Here is a 26,018-nt window from a genome sequence, read left to right as displayed (position 1 = left end):
ACGCAGCAATCATCTAATACCCAAGGAAAGGACGATATGCTCAAATCCCTCTTGAGGGCAGGCTTCGTGCTGCTCGCGTTCAGCACGGCGGCTTCGGCCGAACCGATCAAGGTGACGCTGCTCGGCACCGGCGTGCCGACGCCGCGGCCGACCAGCTTCAGCGCCTCGACGCTGGTGGAGGCGGGGAATGAAAAGCTGCTGTTCGATCTCGGTCGCGGTTCCACCATGCAGCTCTACAAGCTCAAGATTCCGCTCGGCGCGATCACCGCGAATTTCATCACGCACCTGCATTCCGACCACATCGTCGGCCTTCCCGACATGTGGCTGACCGGATGGCTCGCCACGCCCTGGGCCTCCCGCAAGGGACCGATGAAGCTCTATGGTCCCAAGGGCACCGTGGCGATGACGGAGAACCTGACCAGGGCATTCACTGACGACATCCGCATTCGCATCGATGACGAGCATCTCGATCCGAAGGCGGTGGAGTTCGCCGCGAAGGATATCGAGGCCGGAATTGTCTACGACAACAACGGCGTCAAGGTCAGCGCGATCGAGGTCAATCATGGCGACAAGATCAAGCCGTCGTTCGGCTACGTTGTCGAATATGGCGGCCACAAGGTCGTGCTCTCGGGCGAGACCAAATACGACGAGCGTATCGCCAAGGCCGCTGAAGGTGCCGATCTTCTGATTCACGAGGTCGCGGTGATCGAGCCGGAGCTGCTGGTCAAGAATCCCGTGTACAAGGATATCCAGGCGCACCACACCTCGCCCGAGGAGGCCGGCCAGATCTTCGCGTTCGCCAAGCCAAAGCTCGCGGTTTATTCCCACATCGTGTTCGGCACGGTGAAGCCCGGGCCCGACATTCCCGAGGAGCCACTGATCTTGCGCACGCGCACCGCCTACAAGGGGCCGCTGCTGGTCGGCCGCGACATGATGTCGTTCAGGATCGGCGACGCGGTCGAAGCGTTTGCGCCTGATGGCGCGAAGCTCGAGCCGTAAGACGATCAGACCTCCGTCAAAATCCCCTGACGAAGTGCCAGCCGCACCAGCTCGATGTCGGAGCCGACGCCGAGCTTGTCCTTGATCAGGGAGTGCAGGTTCGCCACCGTCTTCGGGCTGACATGCAGCGTCTCGGCGATCTCCTCCGTCGTGTTCTCGGCGAGTAGCAGCCGCAGCACCTCGAATTCGCGCGGCGTCAGCACGTCGGCGGCGGAGCTTTCCCCGGCGAGGCGGCTCAGCGCAAGCTCGTGGTCGATGTCCGGGCTGATGGCGATCTTGCCGGCGAGCACGTCCATCACGGCGCGCACCAGCGTCTCGGGCGGGCTGGTCTTGGTGACATAGCCCCTCGCGCCGGCGCGGATCGCCTGCACGGCGAAGCCGGCATTCTCGTGCATGGTGAAGACGAGGATTCGTGCGGCCTTGTCCCATTGCCTGATGCGCCTGACGGCCTCGATGCCGCCGATGCCGGGCATGCTCAGATCCATGATGACGAGGTCGGGTGTCTCGGACTTGAAGAGACGGTAGGCTTCCGCGCCATCGGCGGCTTCGGCGACGACGCGAAGCCCCGGCTGCTTCTCGAGCACGGAGCGATAGCCCTCGCGGACGACGGAATGGTCGTCCACCAACAGAATGGTCGCATCGGCCGCGCTCATGCCGCGCGCTCCAATGGCTGCCGATCGGCGGCGGCGAGCGGAATGACCACGCGCAGCGCGGAGCCGCTGTTCGACGCGGCCTCGAAGCTCAACTGGCCGCGCAAGGCCGCGACACGCTCGCGCATGCCGAGCAGGCCCATGCCGGATTTTGCGACGGGATCGTTCGAACGTCCGTCGTCGTCGATCGCAAGCGCGATCTCGTCGGCACGCATGACCAACTCCAGGCTTACCCGCGTGGCACCGGCATGCTTGGCGGCGTTGGTGAGCGCCTCCTGCACGATGCGGTAGAGGCTCGCGCTGATCGTGGCGGGCAGGCTCGCGAACGCACCGTCGAACCGAATCGAAAACCGCGTCTGGCCGCGGCTGCGCCCGTTCCAGCCCGCAACCAGGCCCTCGAGGCTGGCCACGAGCCCGAGCTCCTCGACGTCGGGCGGGCGCAGCCGGAACAGCGCGCCGCGCAGCGTCTCCATCATGCCGGTTGCGGTCCGCGCGATGCCGTCGCACTCGCCAAGCAGGGAGGGGCAGTCCTGCGCGGCGGTCTGGCGGGCGGAGGAGGCCAGCGCACGGATCGCGGCCAGCGACTGGCCGAACTCGTCATGCAGCTCGCGCGCGAGATGGCGGCGCTCCTCATCCTGCAGCGCGATCAGCTTTCGCGTCAGCTCGCTGCGCTCGGCCAAGGCCGTGTCGAGGCTTTCGGCGAGATTGTTGAAGACGTCGCGGATCGCCGAGAGCTCGGCGAGGTCGAAGGGTGGCAGCCGCGTGGTGAGGTCGCCATCGGCGATCCGCTCGAGGCCCGTGCGGATCATGCGGGTGGGGCGCAGTGCGCGCGCCAGCGCAGCATAGACCAGCCCGCACAGCAGCGGCAGCGCGATCGCAAGCGCGAGCATCAGGCGGCCGGCCTCGTGCCAGGCCTCGGCGGTCTGCACGGCTGGATCGACCGTGACCACGGTCTCGCCGAGCCTGGTGCCGCGCACGATCACCGGCCGAGCCGCCTCGCGGCCGGGGTCGAACAGGCTGCGATAGAAGGTGGCGAAGGCCTGCGGCGGCGGGTTCGCCGGGATCGGCGCGCCGCTGCAGAACCGCTGAAGCATGTCACCGTTCACCCCACGAAAACCCAGGCACAGGCCGGGCGTCATCACATAGGCCGAAACGGGGTCGAGGTTGGGAAAGTCCGAGCGGGGGCTCGCCACCCATTGGATCTTGCCCTGCTGCAGCTCCAGCGTCTTCGCCACGATGGCGGCGATATCGTCGATGCGCGAATGGGCCGTGCGGTCGGCCGTAATGAGGAAATAAGCGGAGATCGCGGCGAAGCAGGCGGCCGATATGGCGGCCACGCGCAACGTCAGACGGACCTTGAGATCGAACCTCGGGCGGTTCCACATCGGCGTGCACCTGGCGCGAACGGAATTGTCGCCCGCGTATTAAACGGCAGAACGCAAGCGGCGGAAAGCGCTCCGCTTTGCCGCAGTGCAACGTCGTGAAATTTTCCCGGTGCTCGCCGGGACGGTTACGGCTGCATGGTCTGCGGCTACCATCCAGATTTGCGGCGCCGCTCCATCACACGAGGCCCGCATGCGCCGTCCCTGGTTGATCCTCTCTGCTTTCCTCCTCTTCGTCCTCCCGGCGGCTCATGCGCCGGCCGACGCCGAGGACGCCATTGGCGTTGCCATGGACGACTTCAGCTACACCGACACGTCGGCCGAGCCGGCGAATCAGACCGCCGCCCACGAGCGACGGCTGTCGGCGTTCATGGCCGCGCTCAGACGGGACATTCGCGCGGACCGGCGGTACCGGCTCGTGCCGTCCGCCCAGGACGGTGCGGCGTTCAAGGTCATCGGCGGTATCCAGAAGACGAGCACGCTGGTGCAATGGGCCAAGGTCGCCGTGATCGACGTCGGTGCCAAAAAGCTCGTGATGGACAAGCTCTATACCTTCCGCGGCGACAATGATGAATCATGGGAGCGCGCCGAGATCTTCGTGTCGCGCGAGGTCATGGCCGCGCTCGCCACACCCGCGCCGGTCGCGCTGGCGGTATTTGAATTCGAGCTCGACGACAACACTGCGGCCCCGGCCGCCGGCCTCGCGGCCGCTGATGCATCCTATCTGGCCGAAGTGACCGGCAGCGTACGCGACGCCCTCGGCCAATCCGGCCGCTACCGGATCGTCGACGTCGACAGCGCGGCCGGCGAGGCGGTGAAGGCACGCGCCTTGCGGGATTGCGGTGGCTGCGATGCGGCGATCGCACAAAAGCTCGGCGCCGATCAGTCGCTGATCGGCGTCGTGCGGCGGGTCAGCCGCACCGAGTATACGCTCGGCTTCCAGGTCCGCGACGCCAGGACCGGTGCGGTGCTGGCGCGTGGCGACAGCGGCCTGCGCATGGGCGCGGACTATTCGTGGAAACGGGGCGCCGTGCGGCTGGTCAGCGACCGGCTGATCGAGAGCCAGTAGTTCGGCACCTGGCGCACCTAGAACGTCAGCTGCACCTTCATCGACCGGGAGCGGTCGCTGGCAAGCTCGAATGCCGCGACCGCGTTCTCGAACGGCATCGTTGCCGTGATCAGCGGCTTCACGTCAATCAGGCCTTCGCCCATCAGCCGCACCGCGAGCTCGAATTCGGGATCGAAGCGGAAGGTGCCGCGGAGCTGCAATTCCTTGGCGACGATGGAATTGATCGGCAGCGTCATCTCGCCGCCGAGGCCGAGTTGCACCAGCGTTGCGCCGGGCCGGAGCACGTCGAGCGCGGTGCGGAGCGCCGCCTGGTTGCCGGAGGCTTCAAACAGCGTGTCGAACACGCCTTTGCCGGCGCGCCAGGGATCGAGTGCGGCGGCATCGCTCGCGACATTGATGGCGTGCGTGGCGCCGAGTTTCCTGGCGACCGCGAGCGGCGCGTCGGCGACATCGGTCACCACGATCTCGGACGCGCCGCCGAAGCGCGAGACCAGGATCATCAGCGCGCCGATCGGGCCGCAGCCGGTGATCAGAACGCGCTTGCCGAGGAGGGGGCCGGCCTGCTTGCCGGCATGCAGGCACACCGCGAGAGGCTCGGCGACCGCGGCTTCTGCCAAGGACAGCTTGTCCGCGATCGGCACCGCTTGCGTGGCATCGACCGTGATGAACTCGCGAAAACCGCCCTGCACATGGGGAAAGCGCATCGCGCTGCCGAGGAAGCGCATGTCGAGGCACTGGTTGCGCATGCCTTCCTGGCAATGCAGGCACTGGCCGCACGGTCTGCTCGGATTGACCGCGACGCGCGCGCCCGGCTTCACATTGGTGACGCCGTCACCGACGGCCGCGACCACGCCCGCGATCTCGTGGCCCAGCGCCATCGGCTGCTGAATGCGGACAACGCCGAAGCCGCCGTGATGGTAATAGTGCAGGTCGGAGCCGCAGATGCCGCCATTGGCGATCTTGACGCGGACTTCGCCCGGGCCGGGTGCTGGATCGGGACAGAGGTCGATCCGCAGGTCTTTCGGGGCGTGGATGACGACGGCGCGCATGGCTTGCTCCCTCAGCGTTCCCAGATCACATTGCGGCGATCATGCCGCCATCGACATAGATGATCTGGCCGTTGACGTAGGTCGAGGCGTCGGACGCCAGGAAGATCGCGGCGCCCACCAGCTCGTCCGGCTTGCCCCAGCGCTTGGAGGGAATACGGCCCATCAGCCAGTTGTTGAAGTCGGTGTTGTTGACCAGCGCCTCGTTCATGTCGGTCAGCATGTAGCCGGGGCCGATCGCGTTGGCCTGGATGCCGTGCTGGGCCCATTCCACCGCCATCGAGCGCGTGAGATTCTTGATGCCCCCCTTGGCGGCGGTGTAGGGCGCAATGGTGGGGCGCGCCAGCTCGCTGCCGAGCGAGCCGATATTGATGATCTTGCCGTGCTTGCGGGGGATCATGCGCTTCGCTGCCTCGCGGCCGATCACGAACGCGCTCGTGAGGTTGGTCTCGATCACCTTGCGCCACTCGTCGGTGGTGAATTCCACCAGCGGCTTGCGGTGCTGGATGCCGGCATTGTTGACGACGATGTCGACCGCAATGCCCTTCTTGTCGAAGTCGTTGAAGGCCGCGACGATCGCGGGCTCGTCGGTGACGTTGAAAGCGGCGCCTTCGGCCTGTGCCCGGCGGCGCGAAATTCGGCCACGGCCTGCTCGACGCGCTTGGGATCGACGCCGTTGACGATGATCCTGGCGCCGGCCTTGGCCATGCCCTCGGCAATGGCGCGGCCGAGGCCGCGGGAGGAGCCGGTCACGAGCGCGGTGCGGCCGGAGAGATCAAAGAGAGAAGTGCTCATACTGGTCCTCAAACGTTGGAGCGGCGCACGGTCAGATCGGAGCGCTCGAATACGGCGGGCAGAAGGTCGACGCCGAGGCCGGGACCTTCCATCGGATAGACGAAGCCATCCTTGATCGTGGGCATGGTGGTGACAAGCTCATTGTACCAGCCCTTGTAGAAGGCGCGCACCGATTCCTGGATCAGCGTGTTGGGCTGGCTGAACGACATGTGGATGGCGGCGATGAAGCCGATCGGGCCGATGCAGTCATGCGGTGCGAAGGGACGGTGATAGGTTTCGGCCATCGCCGCGATCTTGCGGCCTTCGGTCAGGCCCCCGGTCCAGCACAGGTCCGCCATCACCACATGCATGGCGTCGCGGTCGAGCATGTCCTTGTAGGGGAAGCGCGAGCCCAGCGTCTCGCTGGCGCAGACCCAGACGTCGGTCGAACGCGCATATTCGGCCAGCGCCTGCGGCGAATTCATCCGGATCGGGTCTTCATACCAGGTCGGCTTGTAGGGCTCGAGCGCGCGCGCAATCTGCTTGGCGGTCGGCAGGTTCCAGAGCGAATGGAGCTCGACCATGATCTCCATCTTGTCGCCGACCGCTTTGCGGATCTTCTCGAACGGCTCGATCGCCTGCTTCATCTGCGCGGCGGTGATGTAGAGGCCCTTGTTCTCCTGTGCCGCCGGATCGAACGGCCAGATCTTCATCGCGGAGATGCCGCTCTCCAGCAGGCTCTCTGCGAGAGCATCGGCGTGATTCATGAAGCCATCGAGGTCTTCATAGGGACCTTTGGACGCCCCGAGATTCCAGTTGGCGACCGGACTGATATTGGTCGAGCGAACATATTGGGTGCCGGCGCAGGTGTTGTAGATGCGCTGCTTGTCGCGGCAGAGGCCGCCGAGCATCTGGTGCACCGGCTGATTGCAGACCTTGCCGAACAGGTCCCACAGCGCGATGTCGATCGCGGAGGCCGCGCGATACTCGACGCCGGTCGAGGACTGCGCCATCGGCAAGTTGAGCATGTCGCGATGGATCGCCTCGATGTGCAGGGGATTACGGCCGAGCAGGCGGCCGGCAAAGGTGTCGTGGATCTGCGCTTCGACTGCGCCCGCACCATAGAAGGTTTCGCCGAGACCAATTACGCCCGTGTCGGTGTGAATGCGCACCCAGATGACGTTGGAGAATTCCTCGGTGCGCAGCGTCTCGATCGACGTGATCTTCACGGCAATTATCCTCCCGTCAGAAGGCGCGCTGCGCCCGTCTTGTTGTCATTCCGCACCGCAACATGGTGCGGGCCATGCGGACGTCTTACGCCTGCTTGTAATATATCACAACATGTTTTAAGGGTGCCACAGATATGGCGCCACGTTTCAACGAGAGCGCGGGCTGACGGGAGAGAACGACATGGCACGGCGCAAGCGTGCGCTCGAGGTGGTGAGAAGCGAGGACGACGGCGAGGGCAAACCCTCCCGGCGCAACCGGCTCAACTTCTTCGAGCTGGCCTATCAGAAGATCGAAGAGCTCCTGGTTCACTGCGAGCTCAAGCCCGGACAATTCATGACGATGCTGGAATTGCAGCACATCACCGGCTTCGGGCGCACGCCGGTGCATCACGCCGTCAATCGTCTCTCTGCCGATACGCTCATCATCATCCGTCCGCGTCACGGCCTGCACATTGCGCCGATCGATCTGGCGCGCGAGCGGATGCTGCTGGCCTTGCGCCGTGACATGGAACGCTTCGTGATCCGTCTTGCGGCCGACCGCGCCAGCCTCTCGCACCGCAATCAGGCGCTGCACATCGAGCGTCTGCTGCGCGAGCGCCGCGCCACACTGACCCTCGACGAATTCAACAGTATCGACCGCCGCATCGACGCACTGGTGCTGGAAGCAGCCGGCGAGCCCTTCCTGGTGCATACGTTGCGGCCGCTGCACACGCTGTACCGCCGCATCGGCTACATCCATCATCGCTTCATGCCGGGGCAGGCCGATCTGTCAGGCACGATCGATCACCATCTCGCCATTCTCAGTGCAGTTGCCGGACGCCACGTCGAGGACGCCGTGAAGGCGAGCGACGCACTGATCGACTACATGGATTCGATGTTCACGGGCATGGAGGCGGGGATCGATCCGCGCCTGCTCGATTGCAGCATCGAGCCGCTGCTCGGCACGTAAAGAGTTTTCAAGAGAGGACCAAACATGTCAACGATGGCGATGCCACAACCGACCGCGAGTGAAGCCGCGGTCCGCTACCTCATCACGAACTACAGTCCCAAGGGCAACAAGGTCGGCTGGCTGATGATGGCCTCGTTCCTGGTCGAAGCCTGGGACCTCTATTCCATCGCCTTCGTGCTGATCTTCATCAAGGAGCAGTACAATCCCACTGCACTGATGCTCGGCCTTGCTGCGGCGGGCACGCAGGGCGGCGCGCTGATCGGTGCGCTTCTCGGCGGCTGGCTCTCGGACAAGATCGGCCGCCGCGTCATGTTCCTGACCACGATGGTGCTGTTCATCGTGCTGGCGCTGGCGCAGGCCTTCGTGTCTGATATCACCTGGCTCATCGTGATCCGCTTCCTGCTCGGCATTCCGCTCGGCTCGGACATCTCGACCGGCTACACCTACATCATGGAATCCATGGCCAAGGGTGAGCGCGAGGTCATGGGCAACCGCTGGCAGTTCATGTTCGCGGTCGGCGAGGTCCTCACCATCGGCGTCATCGTGATCTTCCTCCTGATCGATATGAATCACGAGCTGCTGTGGCGTGTAACGCTCGGCCTCGGTGCGTTGCCGGCGCTGATCATCCTGATCATGCGGCATGACGTGCCGGAGACGGCGGTGTGGCTGGTGCAGAAGGGCCGTTACCGCGAGGCCAAGCAGGTCGCGCGCGAGATGTTCAACGACAATCTCGACATGTTGCCGGACCAGGACGTCGAAGTGCCGAAGGTCTCGACCCGCGCATTCCTCGCCGATCTCAGGAAGGATCCGATCCGCTGGCGTGCGACGATCTACGGCTGGATCGCCTGCTTCGTGCAAGCCAGCGAGTTTTCGACCTTCGCGTTCTATCTGCCGGTACTCTTTGTGATGGTCGGCGTGTCGAGCGTGCTCGGCATCAATCTGGTGACGATGGCGCTGTTCTCCTTCGCCGCCTTGTCGGGTTGGGTCGGTCCGCTGCTGACGCCGAAGATCGGCCACCGCGGCATTTCGATCGCGGGCTTCTCGATCGTGCTGGCGTCGCTGCTGGTCGCGGCGTTCGCGCTCTATACCGACAACAAGATCCTGCTGCCGTTCGCGGCCGCCGCGATGTTGTGGGGCCATTATTGGGACGCGTCGAACTGCATGACGATCCCGACCATGGTCGCCAAGCCCAAGTATCGCGGCACCGCCAGCGGCTTCGCCTACATGTTCGTGAAGCTGCCCTCGTTCCTAGCGATCTTCCTGTTCCCGACGGTGTTCGCGGCGATCGGCCAAGCGAACGCTACGCTCATGGTCGCGATCTTCCCGCTGATCGGATTGCTCGCTGCGATCTTCATCCTGCCGGAAGTCTACGGCTACGAGAACGACTGACGATGCGTGATCCGGTCGCGGCCATCCTGGCCGCGACCGGGACCGTCCTTGGGATGGGCCGCACGAGCGGCTAGGGGCTCAGGAAGACGGGATCGATCCCGATCCCATGGCCGAGCAGGCCGATCGCCTGAAGCTGGGCGCTGTGCAGGTCGATCTCCACGATCGCGAACAGGGCCAGCAACACGACAGCCGAGTAGATCAGCAGCGGGTGCGATGCCTCGGCTCGCCCTTCGCCCGGGGCTTTGAAGCCCTGAAACGAGCGGCGCAGGGAAAAGCTCTGCGGCAATGCCTTGGACTGAATCTTCATGATGGACCTCCGTGCCGCGCCGTATGGGGCCGCGCGACAAGGTGAAGGATAGGTCCGGCTTTGCCGACGACATTGATGCGCCGCAAATTGCGCGCGATTACCAGATCGCAGCCGCGAGCGCTCCGATCAAGGCGGGTGGCGTCACCAGCAGGCCCAGCTTGAGGAACGGCCAGGCGCCGACCTCGATCTTCTCCCGCCGCAGCGCGACCAGCCACAGGATGGTGGCGAGCGAGCCTGTTACCGACAGATTGGGCCCGAGATCGACGCCGATCAGGATGGCGCTGACGACGGGGGCGGGCAGGTGATCGCTGGCCGCGACCGAGCCTGCGACGAGGCCGACGGGCAAATTGTTGGCGATGTTGTCGGCGATCGCGGTGGCAATGCCGACGCTCCAGGCGGCGTTCGTCACGGATTGAGCGACCGCCTGATGCAGCAGCGCACTGAGGTGGCCGATCACGCCGGTCTTGATCAGCGCTTCCACCATCACGAAGAGCCCGCCGACCAGCGGCAGCACGCTCCAGGACACGCCGCGCAGCACCGGCAGCGGCGATTGCCGGCTGATCAGCAGGACGAAGGCGGCCGTCACCACGCCGCAGATGAAAGTCGGCAGGCCCAGCTGCTTGTCGAGCGCGGAGGCTGTGACCAGCACGACGCCGATCGCCACGATACCCACCGCGGTCAGCTTGCCGCCGCGGCCGAGCTCTGGATGCGGCACGCTGCGCGCGATCGTCTCCTCCTTCAGCGCGCGGTGCAGGGTCAGGCGCAGCACGATATAGGTCAGCAGGATCGAGGCCGCCGAGGGCAGGGCGAACAGGCGCAGCCATTCCGTCAAGTGCGGCATGCGCGCGCCGAACACGACGAGATTGGCCGGGTTGGAGATCGGCAGCACGAAGCTTGCGGCGTTGGCGATGAAGGCACAGACGAAGAGATAGGGCAGCGGCTTCGCGCCGGCCGCGCGCGTTGCGGCATAGACGGCGGGCGTGAGCACGATGGCGGTGGCGTCGTTGGAGAGCAGCACGGTGACGATCGTACCGACGATGTAGATCAGCAGGAACAGCCGTTGCGGCGAGCCACCCGCATATTCGACCGCAAGCGCTGCGAGATAATCGAACAGGCCTTCGAGCCGGGCGAGCTCGGCGATCAGCATCATGCCGATCAGGAAGAGGTAGACGTCGATTCCTTTCTCGATGCCGGCGAGCGCATCCTGCCACGGCAGGAAGCCGAGCAACACCAGGGCGCTGGCGCCGACCAGGGCCCAGATCGCCTCGGGCAAGCGAAAGGGCCGGACGATGACGCCTCCGGTCGCGGCGGCGATGATGCTCCAGGCCCAGATGGCGTTAGACGGCACGTTCAGTCCTCGAAATGGAACGGGTTTGTTCGGCAGCGATAGCGGAAGCCGGCGCCGCTGTCTTCCCCCGAGGGCGCGGATCGCCATCGTCGCCTTGCCGCGTCTCGGGCAAAGCGACGATGCAGACGACGGCGCCGATCGCGGCCACGGCGCCGAGTGTCATGAACGCTGCGCTATAGCCGGCGCCGACCACGACGAGGCCGGCCAGTGTCGTCGACAGCGCGGCGCCAATGCTCTGCGCGGTGATGACGGCGCCTTGCGCCACGTTGAAGCGGCCGGTGTTGCGCATGAGGTCGGCGACGATGACGGGGAAGATCGCACCAAAGATGCCGGCGCCGACGCCGTCGAGCAGCTGCACCCCGACCAGCCAGAACGGATTGTCGGAGAGCGTATAGAGCGCCCCCCGAAGCGGCAGGATCAACAGCGCAGCGAGGAAGAAGCGCTTGTGCCCCCAGCGGTCGGCCCTGGCCCCGACCAGCATGGCGAACGGCACCATCACGATTTGCGCTGCGACGATGCAGGCCGACATCAGGCTGGTGCCCATGTTCCTGTCCTGGAGCGCGAGCTTTTGTCCGACCAGCGGCAGCATGGCAGCGTTGGAAAGATGGAAGAGCAGGACGCAGATCGCGAAGACGAGCAGCGGGCGGCAGGTCAACAGCACCGCGAGACCCGAGGGCTGCTCGCGCTGAAGGCCCGCATCGGCCTCGTGCAGGCCGCGGGCGAGGTCATGGTCGATGGCGCGGGCGGGGATCGCGAGGATGCTGACGAGGCTCGCAATCGCCATGGCGCCGAGAAGGTAGAACACGACGGTGGGGCCGAACCAGTAGGCCGAGAGGCCGGCGAGAGCCGCCGCGACCGCGTTGCCGGCGTGATTGAAAGTCTCGTTGCGGCCGATCCGCCGGGTGAACGCGGCATGGCCGAAGATGCCGAGTGACACGGCGGCGATCGCCGGTGGAAAGACCACGGCGGCGGCCTGCGCGATCCCTTGCGAGATCGCGACCGGCAGGAAGCCTGGGAATAACGGCAGCGACAGCGAAGCCAGCGTCACCATGATGGCGGCGATGACCATCACCAGCCGCTTCGCCCGGGTCGCGTCGACCAGCGCGCCGGCCGGCGTCTGCGCCACGATGCCGGCAATGGTCGCGATCGACATCACGAGGCCGATGCGCGCCTCGTCCCAGTGCTGCTCGGTGAGGAGATAGACGGCGAGATAGGGGCCGAGCCCGTCGCGGACGTCGGCGAGGAAGAAATTCGCCGCATCCAGCGCGCGGCCGGCACACCTTGCCTGATCGGGATTTTCGCTCGACATCGCTCTCCCGATCATGGCTGGGAACAGAAACCGATCTCACGCAGCCTTTGTTCCGTCCTAGAATTTTACGGCGAGCAGCACCGCGCCGGCGCCGATCATGGCGATGCCAAGCCAGCCTTGCGCGGTCGGCCGCTCGCCGAGAAAGGCGAAGGCGAAGAGAGCGACCAGCACGACGCTGAGCTTGTCGATCGGCGCAACCAGCGTGGCGGGGCCGAGCTTCAATGCGCGAAAGTAACAGAGCCATGATGCGCCGGTCGCAAGCCCCGACAGCACCAGGAACGTCCATGTCTTCGGCGAGACCGCCGACGGGACGGCGAATTGGCCGGTGAAGAACAGCAGCACCGAGAAAGCGAGCAGCACCACGATGGTGCGGATGAAGGTGGCGAGATCCGGATTGATGTTCTCGACGCCGACCTTGGCGAAGATCGCCGTCAGCGCCGCGAAGCAGGCGGAGAGGAGCGCCCAGGTCTGCCAGGCGGAAAAGAGGGCGGGTTTCATGGAGTCTCTCTTTAGCGCGCTACCGACAGCTTCTCCGTGATCGCCTTGCGCAAAATGCGCGACAGCGACTCCACCGAATACGGCTTCTGGATCAGCTCGAACCCGCGATGCGCATTTTCCGCGAGGACGTTGCTGTAGCCGGAGGTGAGCACGACGGGCAGGCCCGGATAGCGCTCGCGGATGATGCCGGCGAGCTCGACGCCGTTCATCCCGGGCATGATGACGTCGGAGAAGACGAGGTCGACGGAGAATTCGTTCTCGCCGAGGATGGCGAGCGCCGCATTGGCGTTGGCGACGCGGCGGACGACGTAGCCGAGGTCTTCCAGCAGCTCGGTCGAGAACTGGCCGACATCGTCATTGTCCTCGACCACGAGCACGCGATAGCCGCGCCCCGTGGTCGTGGCTTCGCTGGTCAGTGCCGCAGCGTCCTTCTCCGCGGCAGGACTGTGCGCCTGCGGCAGGTAGATGGTGAAGGTCGCGCCTTCGCCGTGCATGCTGGTCACCGCGATGTCGCCCTCGGACTGCTTGGCGAAGCCGAAGGCCTGGCTGAGGCCGAGGCCGGTACCCTTGCCGACTTCCTTGGTGGTGAAGAACGGCTCGAAGATGGCGTCGATGTTCTCAGGCGCGATGCCGCTGCCGGTGTCCGCGACCGAGATCGCGACATAGTCGCCGCCACGCGCCGACTGCGCGCGCAAGCCGGGGATGCCCGCAACCTTGCGTACGGCGATGGTGAGGCGGCCTTCACCGTCCATGGCGTCGCGGGCGTTGATGGCGAGGTTGATCAGCGCGCTCTCGAACTGCGCGATGTCGGCCACCGTGAAGCAGTCGGCATCGTTCACCTCGACGCCGATCTCGATGCGGCCGCCGACCAGCGGCCGGATCAGTTGCGCCACGCCCTCGACCTGGCTGCCGACGTTGAAGATCTGCGGCTTCAGCGGCTGCCTACGTGCAAAGGCCAGAAGCTGTGCGGTGAGCTTGGAGGCGCGCTCCACGGTGTCGGAGATGGCGTCGACATAGCGGCGGCGTCGTTCTTCCGGCAGCTCGCGGCGGCGCAGGAAGTCGGTCGCGGAGCGGATGATGGTGAGCAGGTTGTTGAAGTCATGTGCGACGCCGCCGGTGAGCTGGCCGATCGCCTCCATCTTCTGCGATTGCCGCAGCGCTTCCTCGCCGCGACGGCGCTCGGTGATGTCAACGGCCTCGGGTACCGCGCCGGTGATGTTACCGTGGCGGTCGAGCACGGGACGCATGCCGAAGTCGAAATCGCGCTCGCCGATGGGCAGGCGCAGGCGCATCTCCAGCCGCACCGCTTCGCCTCTGAGCACGGTGTCGAAGGCCTCGCGCACGGTGGCGCTCATGCCGTGGGTGCCGGTGAACCAGGGCGTGTCCCAGAATGGCTTGCCGATCACGTCCGCAGAGCTGGCCTTGATGCCGTCGAGCGCGGTCTTGTTGGCATAAAGCAATTCGCCCTCGAGGTTGACCAGACCCTGATACTGGTTGCTGGTCTCCAGGATGGCGCGCAGCCGGGCCTCGTTGGATTCGAGCTGGGCGGTGCGCTCCACGATGCGCTCTTCCAGCGTCTCGTTGAGTTGCCGCAGCTCGATCTCGGCCTGCTTGGCGACGGTGATGTCGTGGGCGACGCCTATGAAGCCGATATGCTTGCCGGTCGGGTCCCAGCGCGGTTGCGATTCCGAGCGCAGCCAGCGCCATTGGCCGGATGCGTCCTTGTAGCGCGCCTCCAGAACGAACGGTTTCAGCGACGCCTCGCCCTGGACCGATTGCTGGAGCACATGCGGCAGGTCGTCGGGATGCAGCACCTTGCGCCAGTCGAAGGCGATGGCCTGGTCGTAGGGCAGGCCGACGAAGTCGACATAGGCCTGGTTGGCGAAGGAACGCGTGCGGTCGAGTTTTGTGACCCAGATCGGCACTGGCGCGCTGTCGGCGATCAGCCGGAAGCGCTCCTCGCTCTCGCGCAGGGTCTCGCGCGCGAGCGCCTGGGCCGTGACGTCGATATGGGCGCCCACGAGGCGGATGGCGCGGCCGTCGGTGTCGCGTTCGAGCTTGGCGACGACGCGGATCCAGCGGGTCTCGCCGTCGCTGGGGCGGATAATGCGGTACTCGGCTGTATAGTCTTCGCTCGTGCCGGCCAGCGCATCGAAGAAATGCTTGACCGCGGCGTCGCGGTCCTCGGGATGGATGCGGTTGACCCAGTCCTCGTGCGTCTCGTCGGCGGCTTCCGCCGGCAGCCCGTGGATCATCAGATATTCCGGCGAGCGGCGGTTCTTGAAGCCCTGGCGGAAGTCGACCTCGAGGCCGCCGACCTTGCCGATGCGCTGGATGCGCGCCAGCTCCGCCTCGCGCTCCTGGAGCGCGCGGTAGGCCTCGTCGCGCTCGCGCGCGATGTCTTCGAGGTGCTGGCGCAGCCTTTCGGCGGCGGTGGTCTCGGGCAGAGGATCGTTCAAGGTGTCGGCCGTTGTGATGCGAGAGCGCACGTGCCGGGCCGATATTCACACAGACAAAGCGTGATAGCCATTGCTCAAAAGGGGATAAGGATGGAAACGCGCCACCGATCCGGTGTGGATGTGAACGAACGCCGGGTCTGGCTATTTGTTCCGAATATTGGAACGATGAGCCCTCCGCGCGCGTATCTGCGAGGCGCCACAACTCTTATTCATAAAACTCCCTTCCCGAAGAGGCTAAATCTTGAAGCTCTTTGTCTGCCAGGACTGCGGCAACGTCCTCTATTTCGAGAACCGCGCCTGCGAACGCTGCGGCCACCGGGTCGCCTTCCTGCCGGAGAAGGAGACGATGTCGGCGATCGAGCCCGATGGCGAGGCCTGGGCCACGCTTGCCGACAAGGGCAAGGGTCGGATGCTCTGCCGCAACGCCGAGTACGATGCCTGCAACTGGCTGACCGATGCGGGCGATACCACCGGCTATTGCCGTGCCTGCCGCCACAACGGCATCGTGCCTGATCTGTCCGATCCGGTTCAGCTCGCCGGCTGGCGCGAGCTGGAGGTGGCGAAACACCGGCTGTTCTATTCCCTGATCCGCTGGAAGCTGCCGCTCCAGACGCGGCAGGACAATCCTGAACATGGGCTGATCTTCAATTTCCTCGCCGACGATCCGAACAGCGGGCAGAGGATCATGACCGGCCACGACAACGGCCTGATCACGATCGCGCTGACCGAGACCGACGACATCGAACGCGAGCGGCGCAGGCTCGAGATGGGCGAGCCCTACCGCACGCTGCTCGGGCATTTCCGCCACGAGGTCGGCCACTATTTCTGGGATGTGCTGGTGCGCGACGGCGACAGGCTGGAGGAATGCCGCGCGGTGTTCGGCGATGATTCCGCCGATTACGGCCAGGCCTTGCAGCTCCATTATGCCGAAGGCGCGCCGCCGGACTGGCAGCAGAACTACGTCTCGGCCTACGCGACCACGCATCCCTGGGAAGACTTCGCCGAGACCTGGGCGCACTACCTCCACATCGTCGATACCCTGGAGATGGCCTCCGAGTTCGGCATGGAGGTGCGCCCCAAGGTCGACCGCGACGGGGAATTGACGGCGCGCATCCGTTTCAACCCCTATGAGACGAGGAACGTCGAGGCGCTCGTCAACGCATGGCTGCCCTTCACCTTCGCCATGAACAGCGTCAACCGCGCCATGGGGCTGCGCGACCTCTATCCGTTCATCCTGTCTCCGGCGGTGGTCGGCAAGCTGGGCTTCATTCACGGCCTGGTCCGGGACGTGGCCCGGGCCGCGAAGCCGTAGGTCCGCTCAAGGGCTCTCACCAGGCCGGTTTCGGTCTTGCGCTGGTACGCCAGAGGACGCGGATTTAGACCGTTGCCTCCGGCCCATTTTGATGTACCACGGGGGCCACACGGCCCGTCCCCGCAGGCCCCAACGGCCAGGGGAAGGGTCCCGCCCAAGGTCGAGACTCAAGAAAAGCATGTTCAAACGCATTCTGATCGCCAATCGCGGCGAAATCGCCTGCCGGGTCATCAAGACCGCTCGCCGCATGGGAATTCAGACGGTTGCGGTCTATTCCGAGGCCGACCGCGATGCCCTCCATGTCGAGATGGCCGACGAGGCCGTGCTGATCGGCCCGCCGGCAGCCGCCGAGAGCTATCTGGTGATCGAGAAGATCGTGGAGGCTTGCCGCAAGACCGGCGCCGAGGCCGTGCATCCCGGCTACGGCTTCCTGTCCGAGCGCGAGGCGTTTCCGCGCGCGCTGGAGGCCGCCGGCATCGTCTTCATCGGCCCGAACCCGGGCGCGATCGCGGCGATGGGCGACAAGATCGAATCCAAGAAGGCCGCTGCTAAAGCCAAGGTCTCGACCGTGCCGGGCTATCTCGGCGTCATCGAGGACGACAAGCACGCGGTCAGGATCGCCGACGAGATCGGCTATCCCGTGATGATCAAGGCCTCCGCCGGCGGCGGCGGCAAGGGCATGCGCATCGCGCATTCGAAAGCCGAGGTTGCCGAGGGCTTCAACCTCGCCAAGGCCGAGGCCAAGGCCTCGTTCGGCGACGACCGCGTCTTCGTCGAGAAGTTCATCGTCGACCCCCGCCACATCGAGATCCAGGTGCTGGGCGACAAGCACGGCAACGTGATCTATCTCGGCGAGCGCGAATGCTCGATCCAGCGCCGCAACCAGAAGGTCATCGAGGAGGCGCCGTCGCCGCTGCTCGACGAGGCCACCCGCCGCAAGATGGGCGAGCAGGCAGTCGCACTCGCCAAGGCGGTGAACTACGATTCCGCCGGCACTGTCGAATTCGTCGCGGGCCAGGACAAGAGCTTCTTCTTCCTGGAGATGAACACGCGTCTCCAGGTCGAGCATCCCGTCACCGAGCTTGTCACCGGCATCGACCTCGTCGAGCAGATGCTCCGCGTCGCCGCCGGCGAGAAGCTGGCGATCAGCCAGAAGGACGTCACGCTGACCGGCTGGGCGGTGGAATCGCGTCTCTACGCCGAAGACCCGTTCCGCAATTTCCTGCCCTCGATCGGGCGCCTCGTGAAGTACCGCCCGCCGGCCGAAGCGAGCCAGGACGGCATCACCGTGCGCAACGATACCGGCGTGCAGGAGGGCGGCGAGATCTCGATCCATTACGATCCGATGATCGCCAAGCTCGTCACGCATGCGCCCTCGCGCGCGGCCGCGATCGAGGCGCAGGCCACCGCGCTGGACTCGTTCTATGTCGAGGGTATCCGCCACAACATCCCGTTCCTGTCGGCGCTGATGCACCATCCGCGCTGGCGCGAGGGCCGGCTCTCGACCGGCTTCATCGCCGAGGAATTCCCCAAGGGCTTTGCGGTGCGCGTGCCCGAAGGCGAGGTCGCGCGGCGGATCGCCGCGGTCGGCGCCGCCATCGATCACGTGCTCGGCGAGCGCAAGCGGCAGATCTCGGGCCAGATGGGCGGCCGCGTCGTGCAGCGCGAGCGCCGCCGCGCGGTCTGGCTCGACCGCCAGGAGATCCTGCTCGAGGTCGGACGCGAGGGCGATGCGATCGCGATCCGCTTCGTCGATGCCGAAGGCAAGGCCGGCACCGCGCATCTGTTGCAGTCGCCGTGGAAGCCGGGCGATCCGGTCTGGCAGGGCACCATCGACGGTCATTTCGTCGCGGTGCAGGCACGCCCTGTCGCCAACGGCATCCGTCTCGCGCATCAAGGCGTAGAAGTGCCGGTCTATGTCTGGACCGAAACGGAAGCGACCTCCGCGCGGCTGATGCCGGTGACCACGGCTTCCGACACCGGCAAGAAGCTGCTTTGTCCGATGCCCGGCCTCGTGGTCTCGATCGCGGTGACCGAAGGGCAGGAGGTCAAGGCCGGCGAGACGCTGGCGGTGGTCGAAGCCATGAAGATGCAGAACGTACTGCGCGCCGAGCAGGACGGCACCGTGAAGAAGGTCCACGCCAGCGCGGGCGCGACGCTCGCGGTAGACGCGCTGATTCTGGAGTTTGCGTAAGCGCTCCAGGGCACAACAGTCGACCCTCACCCTGAGGAGCCGCGCCTGCGCGGCGTCTCGAAGGGCGAGGCCACCAGTCGGGCCTTCATCCTTCGAGACGCGCGCAAGAGCGCGCTCCTCAGGATGAGGAATTGAGAGTGAGGCACCATGGCCTTTCGTTCCCGCCGCGAAAAACTGCGATCGATCCTGACGGGCTCGGCCTGCGTTCATCCCGGCTCGGTCTATGACGCGATCTCCATCCGCATCGCCGAGGATCTCGGCTTTCCACTCGGCATGTTCGGCGGCTCGGTGGCCTCGCTCGCGGTGCTCGGCGAACCCGATATTACGCTGATCACGCTCACCGAGCTCGCCGAGCAGATGCGGCGGATGTCGCGCGCCGCGGCGCTCCCGGTGCTGGTCGATGCCGATCACGGCTATGGCAATGCGCTCAACGTGCGCCGCACGGTGCAGGAGCTGGAGACCGCGGGCGCCGCCGGCCTCACCATCGAGGACACGCTGCTGCCGGCCGCCTTTGGCGAGGCGAAGACACAGCTGATCTCGCTGGAAGAGGGCGTCGGCAAGATGAAGGCGGCGCTCGATGGCCGCGGCGATCCCTCGCTCGTTATCATGGGCCGCACCGGAGCTGCCTCCGTCACCTCCATCGAGGATGCGATCCGCCGCGCCAGGGCCTATGAGGCGACCGGTGTCGATGCGCTGTTCTTCACCGGCATCAAGTCGCGCGCGGAGCTCGAGGCGATCGTATCCGCTACGCATCTGCCGATCGTGCTCGGCGGTGCGCCGGATGAGCTGAACGCGACCGACTATCTCGCCAGCCAGCGTGTGCGCATCGCGCTCCAGGGCCACGCGCCGATCGCGGCTGCAACGCAGGCCGTCTACGAGACGCAGAAGGCGCTGCGTGAGGGCATGCCACCGAAGAACCTCAAAGGACTGCCATCGTCTGACTTGACCAAGCGCGTCATGCGCGAGGCCGACGTCAAGGCGCGCGGCGCCGACTTTCTCGGACTGAAAACATGAGTCGGGCTATCCTCCAGGTCATGATCCGCGGGCGCGTTCAGGGCGTCGGCTATCGGGCCTGGGTCGAGTATCAGGCGACGGCGAGCGGCCTCGAAGGCTGGGTTCGCAACCGCCGCGACGGCAGCGTGGAGGCTTTGTTCGCGGGCGCACCCAAGCATGTCGCCGACATGGTCGCGCTCTGCCGCCACGGCCCGCCGTCCTCGCGCGTGGACAGCGTCACGAGCGAGACCGCCAGTGAGGATGAATTGAACCTGCGCAGGGCGGGGGATGTGTTTTCGGTGTTGCCGACGGTGTAGGGGAGCTGCGTTCGCTCTTCTCGCACGCGGGGAGTGGCGAAGAAGCCAGCTTCACCGCGGCAGCTTCGAGATCGCCTCGCTCAGTTCGTGGATCTCGTAGGGCTTGCGCAGGATCGGGAAAACGCCGCGGACGTCGGCGGCGGCTTCGCTGTAGCCGGTGGCGAGCAGGATCGGCAGGCCAGGGCGGATTTGGCGCAGATGATGGGCAAGGCCGAGCCCGTCCATCTTGCCGGGCATCACGATGTCGGTGAACACGAAGTCGACGCCGTTCTTCTCGAGCTCGCGCAATGCGGACTCGGCGTCGGCAACCCGGCGCACGCGATAGCCGAGTTGCTCCAGCAGCCCGATGCTGACGATCGCGACGTCCGGATTGTCCTCGACCAGCAGCACTGTGCCGGTGCCGAGAACGGGAACTGTCTCAGGCGGCTCGCTCGCCGGGGCCCCGGTTTCGCGCGGCAGCAGGATGGTGAAGGTCGTGCCCTTGCCGAGTTCGCTTGCGACCTTGACCGTGCCGCCCGCCTGATGCGCGAAGCCGTGCACCTGCGACAGGCCGAGGCCAGTGCCTTTTCCGACGGGTTTGGTCGTGAAGAACGGCTCGAAGATCTTGTCGACGACGTCGGAGGGGATGCCAATCCCGGTGTCGGCGACCGTGATGGCGACGAACTCGCCGCTATGGAGCGGATCGTCCAGGACGACGTTGCGTGCGCCGACCGTCACCGTGCCGCCGTCGGGCATGGCATCGCGAGCGTTGATGACGAGATTGAGCAATCCCGTCTCGAGCTCGGAGACATCGGCCTTGACCGACCAGACCTCGCGGTCGATGTCGAAGGCGAGATGAACGGCGCTGCCGACGCCGGCTTGAAGCACTTCACGGATCGCCTCGATGCGGTCGCCGAAGCGGATCGCCTGGGGATTGACGCTCTGCCGCCGCGCGAAGGTCAGGAGCTGGCTGGTCAGTGCGGCGCCACGCTTGGTTGCCGTCTCGATCGCTGACATCGCGCGCTGAAGCTTGGCCTCGTCGTCGTCGCCCTTCTTCAGGATGTGAAGGCTGCCGCTGATGATCATCAACAGGTTGTTGAAGTCGTGCGCGACGCCGCCGGTAAGCTGTCCGAGCGCATCGAATTTCTGCGACTCCGCAAGCTGCCTCTGCATCGCTTCGAGCTTGAGCTGCGAATTGCGCCGCTCGGTGATGTCGCGAGTGATCTTGGCGAAGCCGACCAGGCTACCGTGCTCGTAGATCGGATCGATGATGACGCTCGCCCAGAAGAACGTGCCATCCTTGCGGACGCGCCAGCCTTCCTCCTCGTAGCGGCCGTGGTCCCGCGCAATGCCGAGGGCACGCGCGGGCTTGCCGTTGGCGCGGTCGGTCTCGGTGTAGAAGCGCGAGAAATGCTGGCCGAGGATCTCTTCGGGCGCGTAGCCCTTGATCCGCTCGCCGCCGATATTCCAGCTCGTGATGATCCCGGTGGGATCGAGCATGTAGAGTGCGTAATCCGCGACTCCTTCCACCAACAGCCGAAAACTGCGCTCGCTTTCGAACAAGTCTCTCTGTTGACTGGACTTTGTCGCCATTCTCAACCCGCCTGGAACCGGGGCAAACGCGCCGATGGGCGTTTGGTTCCCGTTCTCTGGGATGTTTTTAGGCAAATATGACGGACGGTATGCAGGGCGCAAGCGGCGGGGCGCTCTTGACAGTCAGTCGCATTCATCAGATATTTCTGTTATGACAGAAATAACAGGAAAGAAGAAATTGCCTGCCGCCGTCGAGCGCTTCATCCTGCATTGGGGCGACATGGGGGACGGGTGGGGCGTCAATCGCTCGGTCAGCCAGATCCACGGGCTGCTCTATCTCGCCGAGGCTCCGATGACGGCCGAGGACATCGCCGACACGCTCGGCATGGCGCGCTCCAACGTCTCCAATTCGCTGAAGGAGCTGCTCGCCTGGAACTTGATCCGGCGGGTGCCGATCCTCGGCGACCGCCGCGATCATTACGAGGCCGAGACCGACATCTGGGAGGTCGCCGCGAGGATCGCGGCGCGGCGCAAGGAGCGCGAGCTCGACCCGGCGATCACGGCGCTCCGGGCCTGCGTGTCCGATGCCGCCGATGATCCGACCATCAATCCGGTCGCGAGCAAACGGCTGAAGGAGATGCTCGCCTTCACCGAGCTCGCCGACCATTGGTTCATGCAGATGCTGAAGGTGCCGCGGCCGCGGCTCGTCGCCCTGATGCGGCTTGGCGAGAAGATCGCCAACCTGCTGCCGCTGGGCAAGGCCAAATAGTTCTGAGGAGGGTACGATGACGTCGGCTCGATTATCAGGCTCCAGCGCATCTCCCTCCACTCACACCAAACTGCTCGATGATCGCCGCTTCCGTTCGCTGCTGTCGGACGAGGATTGGGGCCGGCTGCCGCTCGCGACCTGGCGGCGCTTTTCCAAGCGCGTCGCCGATGGCGACAGCGTCGTCTATGTCGGCGTGGTCGACGAGTTAGCCTTCAGCGACATCGGCTGGTGGTTCGCGCAAATCGCGCGGCTGATCGGCGGGCCGCTACCCACGGGTCGCGACACCGGCGTGCCCATGATCGTAACCGTCACCGAGGACGGCGCGACCGGCGGCCAGACCTGGACCCGCATCTGCGCGCGCAAGCGTGGCTTTCCGCAGGTCATCCACTCGGCGAAGCGCTTCGCCGGTCCGACCGGGCTGGAGGAATATGTCGGCTTCGGCGTGTCCATGGCGCTCCGCATCGCGGTCGAAGGCGAGACGCTCACTTTCCGCAGCGCCGGCTACGGGCTGCAGCTCGGGCGCCTCTGGATCCCACTGCCGCAATGGCTCACGCCCGGCGATCTCACGGTGACGCATCGCGACCTCGGCGAGGGTGCGTTTCGCTTCACTCTCGACGTCATTCATCCGCGTTACGGCGCGCTGATCCACCAGTCCGCCGTGTTCAGGGAGGCCGTGTCATGACCCCGCTACTGTGGACGCTCATCGCCATCCAGACCGTGATGGGTGTGTTCGACACTTTCTATCACCACGAATTCACCGAGCGCCTGGCGTGGCGCCCATCGCAGCGTTTCGAATTGAAGCTGCACGGCACCCGCAACATGCTCTATGCGCTGCTATTCCTGCTGCTCGGCTGGCTCGAGGTTTACGGCGTGTTGGCGCTCTTGATCGTCGCGGTGCTGGTCGCCGAGATCGTCATCACGCTGATGGATTTCGTCGAGGAGGATTTGAGTCGGAAGCTGCCGCCGAGCGAGCGGATCAATCACACGCTGCTTGCGATCAACTACGGCGCCATCCTGGTGCTGCTGCTGCCGGTGCTGATCGACTGGGCGATGCAGCCCTTCGGCGTGACGGTCGTGTATCAAGGCCTGCTCAGCATCGCCGCAACCGCCTGCGCGGTCGGTGCTGCGCTCTGCGGCATCAGGGATTTTGCCGCGATGCGCCGTCTCGGCCGCATGCGTAGCGTTCCCGCTGCCGGGCTCGTCGAAAAGCTCACCAGTCGCAAGACCGTGCTAATCACCGGCGCGACTGGCTTCATCGGTAGCCGCCTTGCTGCGAGCCTCAGCGGGGCAGGGCACCACGTCATCGCGCTGATCCGCAATCCCGCGAAGGCCGAGATGTTGCCGCCGCCGGTCACGCTGATCACGAGCCTCGATCAACTGGCGGCGGACACGCATATAGACGCCATCGTCAATCTCGCCGGCGAGCCGATCGGCAACGGCCTCTGGACCGAGGCGAAGCGCGCGAAGATCATCGGCTCGCGCATCGACATGACCGGCGAGGTCGTCAAGCTGATCGCGCGGCTCGACCGCAAGCCCGACGTGCTGGTCAGCGGCTCCGCGATCGGCTGGTATGGCCTGTGGGCCGATCAGGTGCTGACGGAATCGGCCAAGTCTCATGCCTGCTTCAGCCACGAACTCTGCGCGGCCTGGGAGCAGGCGGCACGGGCCGCGGAGGAGCTTGGCGTCCGCGTCGTCAATTTGCGCATCGGCCTCGTGCTCGGCACCGAGGGCGGCTTCATTACGCGCATGCTGACGCCGTTCGAATTCGGCCTCGGCGGCCCCATCGGCACCGGGCGGCAGTGGATGTCCTGGATCGAGCGCGACGATCTCATCAGGCTGATCGCCTATGTGATGGCGACGCCCGATCTCGCCGGCCCCGTCAACGCCACCGCGCCGATCCCCGTCACCAACGCAAAATTCACCGAGGAACTCGGCCGCCGTCTGCACCGGCCCGCAGTGTTTCGCATCCCCGGTGGCCTGTTGCGCCGGATCGGCGGCGGCTTTGCCGACGAACTCCTGCTCGGCGGTCAGCGCGTGCTGCCGAACAAGGCGCTGAGCCGCGGTTTTGTGTTTCGGCACGAGACGCTGCGCAGTGCGTTCGAGGCGATTTTATGAGGTGATGTTATGTCCTGCGCTGCTCGTCTTCGTGCGTTCGACGGCTGGTTTCGCGGATGCTTGACTGCGACGGCCGTGCTGGACACGATGATATTTGTCGTCCTGGCTCTGATCGCGCCTGAGCGTAACCCGAAGCAGGTCGTAGATGACACATTCGCGATGGCGGTTGTCGTCGTGCCGCTGACATTCTTCGTGACCTGTGCCCTCACAAGCGTTCCGGCAGCTATCTTGATCTGGCTTGGCGAACGTCTGCGCACCCGCGCCATGGTGTTCTATGCAGGCTCCGGCGTCGTGGTCGGTGCGTCGTTCTGCGCGTTGCTTTTCAAGGACATCGGTTTGCTCGGCGCGGCCTTTGTTCTCGCCGGTGGTCCGGCGGGGCTCGTTTACTGGTGCGTGGCGGGCAGGTACGCGGGAGAAGATTAGAGACCACGGGGGCTGAGCGCTAAGCCGTCGCCACGCTCCGGAACGTCGCCGCGACCGCCCGCAGCGCCGCGAGTTTTGCGGGATCGCTGACCTTCGAATGCAGCATCACCTTCGAGCTGCCGAGTTTTGGCAGCTTGTGCGCGGGTCCGACGTCGATAAGTCCTGCCGGAGCAATCCGCCGCGCCAGTGGCGCCACAGCCAGGCCTGCAAGGGCGGCTGCGACCACCGCGGTCACGCCACCGCCGACAAAGCGCTCGCGCCAGGCGGTGCCCGCCTTGTCGAGCGCGCGCACGGCGACGGCGCGGACACCGCAGGGCGGAGCGAGCGTCGCGAGCGGCAGCGCTTCACCTTTCGGCAGCGTGAAGCGTCGCGATGCGAACCAGCCGAACTCGTCCTCGGTCAGCTTCTCGCCGCCGCGGCGGCTGCCTTCCTGACGGACGATCACCGCATCGAGCTCGCCCGCGTCATAGGCATCCTGCATCTCGCGCGAGAAGCCGATGGTGACGGCGAGCGTCAGGTTCGACGACATCGCGTGCAGGCGTTCGAGCAGCGGCACCAGTTCAGGGCCCGCGGCATGATCGGAGATCCCAAGCGAGAGCGACTGCGCGGCTGGTGCCTCACCTGACAGCGCGCGGTCATGCGCCGTCATCAGCGCGCGGGCGCGATCGAGGAAGCTGGCGCCTTCGGCGGTGAGCCGGACCGCGCGTGGCGAGCGCTCGACGAGGCGCTTGCCGAGCAATGTCTCCAGCCGCTGTAGCTTTAGGCTGACCGCCGCCTGCGTCGTGCCGAGCGCTTCGGCGGCGCGGGTAAAGCTCTGAAGGTCGGCGACCAGCAGGAAGGCCTGGACGGTGGCGATGTCGAGGATTGGTGTCATTACGCATGCTTATCACTGGTATCAATAGAGATAAGATACCAAAATGACGAGGGGAGGTCTAGTTTCTCACCAACGCCGTGCAAGACCTGCGCAGCATCTTG

Annotated in this window: 23 protein-coding genes and 1 pseudogene; 12 read left to right on the top strand and 12 right to left on the bottom strand. The window is 65.6% G+C overall.

Going from position 1 to position 26,018, the window contains the following annotated elements:
* Window positions 1-36: 36 nt before the first annotated feature.
* Window positions 37-999, top strand: coding sequence for an MBL fold metallo-hydrolase (locus tag NLM15_RS26450; RefSeq protein WP_254120355.1), 963 nt, complete (start codon window positions 37-39; stop codon window positions 997-999).
* Window positions 1,000-1,004: 5 nt separating this feature from the next.
* Here the strand turns inward: NLM15_RS26450 and NLM15_RS26445 are convergent, their stop codons facing one another.
* Together NLM15_RS26445 and NLM15_RS26440 are read right to left on the bottom strand one after the other, a co-directional pair.
* Window positions 1,005-1,652, bottom strand: a complete 648-nt coding sequence (locus NLM15_RS26445) for a response regulator transcription factor (protein ID WP_254120354.1) — start codon at window positions 1,650-1,652, stop codon at window positions 1,005-1,007.
* Window positions 1,649-3,034: a HAMP domain-containing sensor histidine kinase gene (locus tag NLM15_RS26440; protein WP_254120353.1), complete on the bottom strand. Its 1,386-nt coding sequence runs from the start codon at window positions 3,032-3,034 to the stop codon at window positions 1,649-1,651. The genes NLM15_RS26445 and NLM15_RS26440 overlap by 4 nt, the downstream gene beginning before the upstream one ends.
* A 190-nt stretch (window positions 3,035-3,224) precedes the next feature.
* Here NLM15_RS26440 and NLM15_RS26435 point away from each other — a divergent pair, with 190 nt between their 5' ends.
* Window positions 3,225-4,100, top strand: a complete 876-nt coding sequence (locus NLM15_RS26435) for a DUF3280 domain-containing protein (protein WP_254120352.1) — start codon at window positions 3,225-3,227, stop codon at window positions 4,098-4,100.
* A 17-nt stretch (window positions 4,101-4,117) separates the two neighbouring features.
* Here the strand turns inward: NLM15_RS26435 and NLM15_RS26430 are convergent, their stop codons facing one another.
* From NLM15_RS26430 to NLM15_RS26420, 3 genes and pseudogenes are all read right to left on the bottom strand, one after another.
* The gene (locus tag NLM15_RS26430; RefSeq protein ID WP_254120351.1) at window positions 4,118-5,149 is read right to left on the bottom strand and encodes an L-idonate 5-dehydrogenase; all 1,032 of its coding nucleotides are present in this window, start codon (window positions 5,147-5,149) and stop codon (window positions 4,118-4,120) included.
* Window positions 5,150-5,174: 25 nt separating this feature from the next.
* Window positions 5,175-5,854 (bottom strand): annotated as a pseudogene (locus tag NLM15_RS26425) (SDR family oxidoreductase).
* Window positions 5,855-5,949: 95 nt separating this feature from the next.
* Complete coding sequence (locus tag NLM15_RS26420; protein WP_254120350.1) at window positions 5,950-7,149, bottom strand: mandelate racemase/muconate lactonizing enzyme family protein; 1,200 nt, start codon at window positions 7,147-7,149, stop codon at window positions 5,950-5,952.
* A 181-nt stretch (window positions 7,150-7,330) separates the two neighbouring features.
* Between NLM15_RS26420 and NLM15_RS26415 the strand changes: the two genes are divergently transcribed.
* Window positions 7,331-8,098, top strand: coding sequence for a GntR family transcriptional regulator (locus tag NLM15_RS26415; RefSeq protein WP_254120349.1), 768 nt, complete (start codon window positions 7,331-7,333; stop codon window positions 8,096-8,098).
* 24 nt (window positions 8,099-8,122) lie between these two features.
* On the top strand, window positions 8,123-9,487 hold the full coding sequence (locus tag NLM15_RS26410; protein ID WP_254120348.1) for an MFS transporter: 1,365 nt from the start codon (window positions 8,123-8,125) through the stop codon (window positions 9,485-9,487).
* 70 nt (window positions 9,488-9,557) lie between these two features.
* On the opposite strand, the gene NLM15_RS26405 is transcribed toward NLM15_RS26410, so the two are convergent.
* The 5 genes from NLM15_RS26405 to NLM15_RS26385 all read right to left on the bottom strand — a co-directional run bounded on the left by NLM15_RS26405 (window position 9,558) and on the right by NLM15_RS26385 (window position 15,438).
* Complete coding sequence (locus NLM15_RS26405; protein ID WP_254120347.1) at window positions 9,558-9,794, bottom strand: hypothetical protein; 237 nt, start codon at window positions 9,792-9,794, stop codon at window positions 9,558-9,560.
* Window positions 9,795-9,891: 97 nt separating this feature from the next.
* Entirely contained in the window at window positions 9,892-11,142 is a 1,251-nt protein-coding gene (locus NLM15_RS26400; RefSeq protein WP_254120346.1) for an arsenic transporter, read from the bottom strand.
* The gene (locus NLM15_RS26395; protein WP_254120345.1) at window positions 11,132-12,451 is read right to left on the bottom strand and encodes an MFS transporter; all 1,320 of its coding nucleotides are present in this window, start codon (window positions 12,449-12,451) and stop codon (window positions 11,132-11,134) included. Before NLM15_RS26395 ends, NLM15_RS26400 begins: the two co-directional genes overlap by 11 nt.
* 57 nt (window positions 12,452-12,508) lie before the next feature.
* Window positions 12,509-12,949 (bottom strand): EamA family transporter, encoded by a 441-nt coding sequence (locus NLM15_RS26390; protein ID WP_254120344.1) that lies wholly within the window; start codon window positions 12,947-12,949, stop codon window positions 12,509-12,511.
* 11 nt (window positions 12,950-12,960) lie between these two features.
* On the bottom strand, window positions 12,961-15,438 hold the full coding sequence (locus NLM15_RS26385; protein WP_254120343.1) for a PAS domain-containing sensor histidine kinase: 2,478 nt from the start codon (window positions 15,436-15,438) through the stop codon (window positions 12,961-12,963).
* Window positions 15,439-15,649: 211 nt separating this feature from the next.
* Between NLM15_RS26385 and NLM15_RS26380 the strand changes: the two genes are divergently transcribed.
* From NLM15_RS26380 to NLM15_RS26365, 4 genes are all read left to right on the top strand, one after another.
* A complete protein-coding gene (locus NLM15_RS26380; protein ID WP_254120342.1) occupies window positions 15,650-16,720 on the top strand; it encodes a putative zinc-binding metallopeptidase in 1,071 nt (356 codons plus the stop codon).
* Window positions 16,721-16,898: 178 nt separating this feature from the next.
* On the top strand, window positions 16,899-18,914 hold the full coding sequence (locus NLM15_RS26375) for an acetyl/propionyl/methylcrotonyl-CoA carboxylase subunit alpha (protein ID WP_254120341.1): 2,016 nt from the start codon (window positions 16,899-16,901) through the stop codon (window positions 18,912-18,914).
* 147 nt (window positions 18,915-19,061) lie between these two features.
* Window positions 19,062-19,928, top strand: a complete 867-nt coding sequence (locus tag NLM15_RS26370; RefSeq protein WP_254120340.1) for an oxaloacetate decarboxylase — start codon at window positions 19,062-19,064, stop codon at window positions 19,926-19,928.
* Window positions 19,925-20,224, top strand: coding sequence for an acylphosphatase (locus tag NLM15_RS26365; RefSeq protein WP_254120339.1), 300 nt, complete (start codon window positions 19,925-19,927; stop codon window positions 20,222-20,224). The genes NLM15_RS26370 and NLM15_RS26365 overlap by 4 nt, the downstream gene beginning before the upstream one ends.
* A 51-nt stretch (window positions 20,225-20,275) precedes the next feature.
* Here NLM15_RS26365 and NLM15_RS26360 read toward each other — a convergent pair whose 3' ends face one another.
* Window positions 20,276-21,796, bottom strand: a complete 1,521-nt coding sequence (locus NLM15_RS26360) for a PAS domain-containing sensor histidine kinase (protein ID WP_254120338.1) — start codon at window positions 21,794-21,796, stop codon at window positions 20,276-20,278.
* Between the two features lie 151 nt (window positions 21,797-21,947).
* Here NLM15_RS26360 and NLM15_RS26355 point away from each other — a divergent pair, with 151 nt between their 5' ends.
* Genes NLM15_RS26355 through NLM15_RS26340 form a run of 4 tightly spaced genes read left to right on the top strand, consistent with a single transcriptional unit; the run spans window position 21,948 to window position 25,043 of the window.
* Entirely contained in the window at window positions 21,948-22,505 is a 558-nt protein-coding gene (locus NLM15_RS26355) for a GbsR/MarR family transcriptional regulator (RefSeq protein ID WP_212486519.1), read from the top strand.
* 16 nt (window positions 22,506-22,521) lie between these two features.
* Window positions 22,522-23,187 (top strand): DUF4166 domain-containing protein, encoded by a 666-nt coding sequence (locus NLM15_RS26350; protein ID WP_254120337.1) that lies wholly within the window; start codon window positions 22,522-22,524, stop codon window positions 23,185-23,187.
* Window positions 23,184-24,620, top strand: coding sequence for a TIGR01777 family oxidoreductase (locus NLM15_RS26345; RefSeq protein WP_254120336.1), 1,437 nt, complete (start codon window positions 23,184-23,186; stop codon window positions 24,618-24,620). Before NLM15_RS26350 ends, NLM15_RS26345 begins: the two co-directional genes overlap by 4 nt.
* A gap of 9 nt (window positions 24,621-24,629) precedes the next feature.
* Window positions 24,630-25,043: a hypothetical protein gene (locus NLM15_RS26340; protein WP_254120335.1), complete on the top strand. Its 414-nt coding sequence runs from the start codon at window positions 24,630-24,632 to the stop codon at window positions 25,041-25,043.
* 19 nt (window positions 25,044-25,062) lie between these two features.
* On the opposite strand, the gene NLM15_RS26335 is transcribed toward NLM15_RS26340, so the two are convergent.
* The gene (locus NLM15_RS26335; protein ID WP_254120334.1) at window positions 25,063-25,917 is read right to left on the bottom strand and encodes a LysR family transcriptional regulator; all 855 of its coding nucleotides are present in this window, start codon (window positions 25,915-25,917) and stop codon (window positions 25,063-25,065) included.
* Window positions 25,918-26,018: the final 101 nt, after the last annotated feature.

This window comes from Bradyrhizobium sp. CCGB20 (assembly GCF_024199855.1).
Taxonomy (GTDB): Bacteria; Pseudomonadota; Alphaproteobacteria; order Rhizobiales; family Xanthobacteraceae; genus Bradyrhizobium.
The sequence above is the reverse complement of the archived record's forward strand: the minus strand, read 5'-3'. Positions and strand labels throughout refer to the sequence as shown.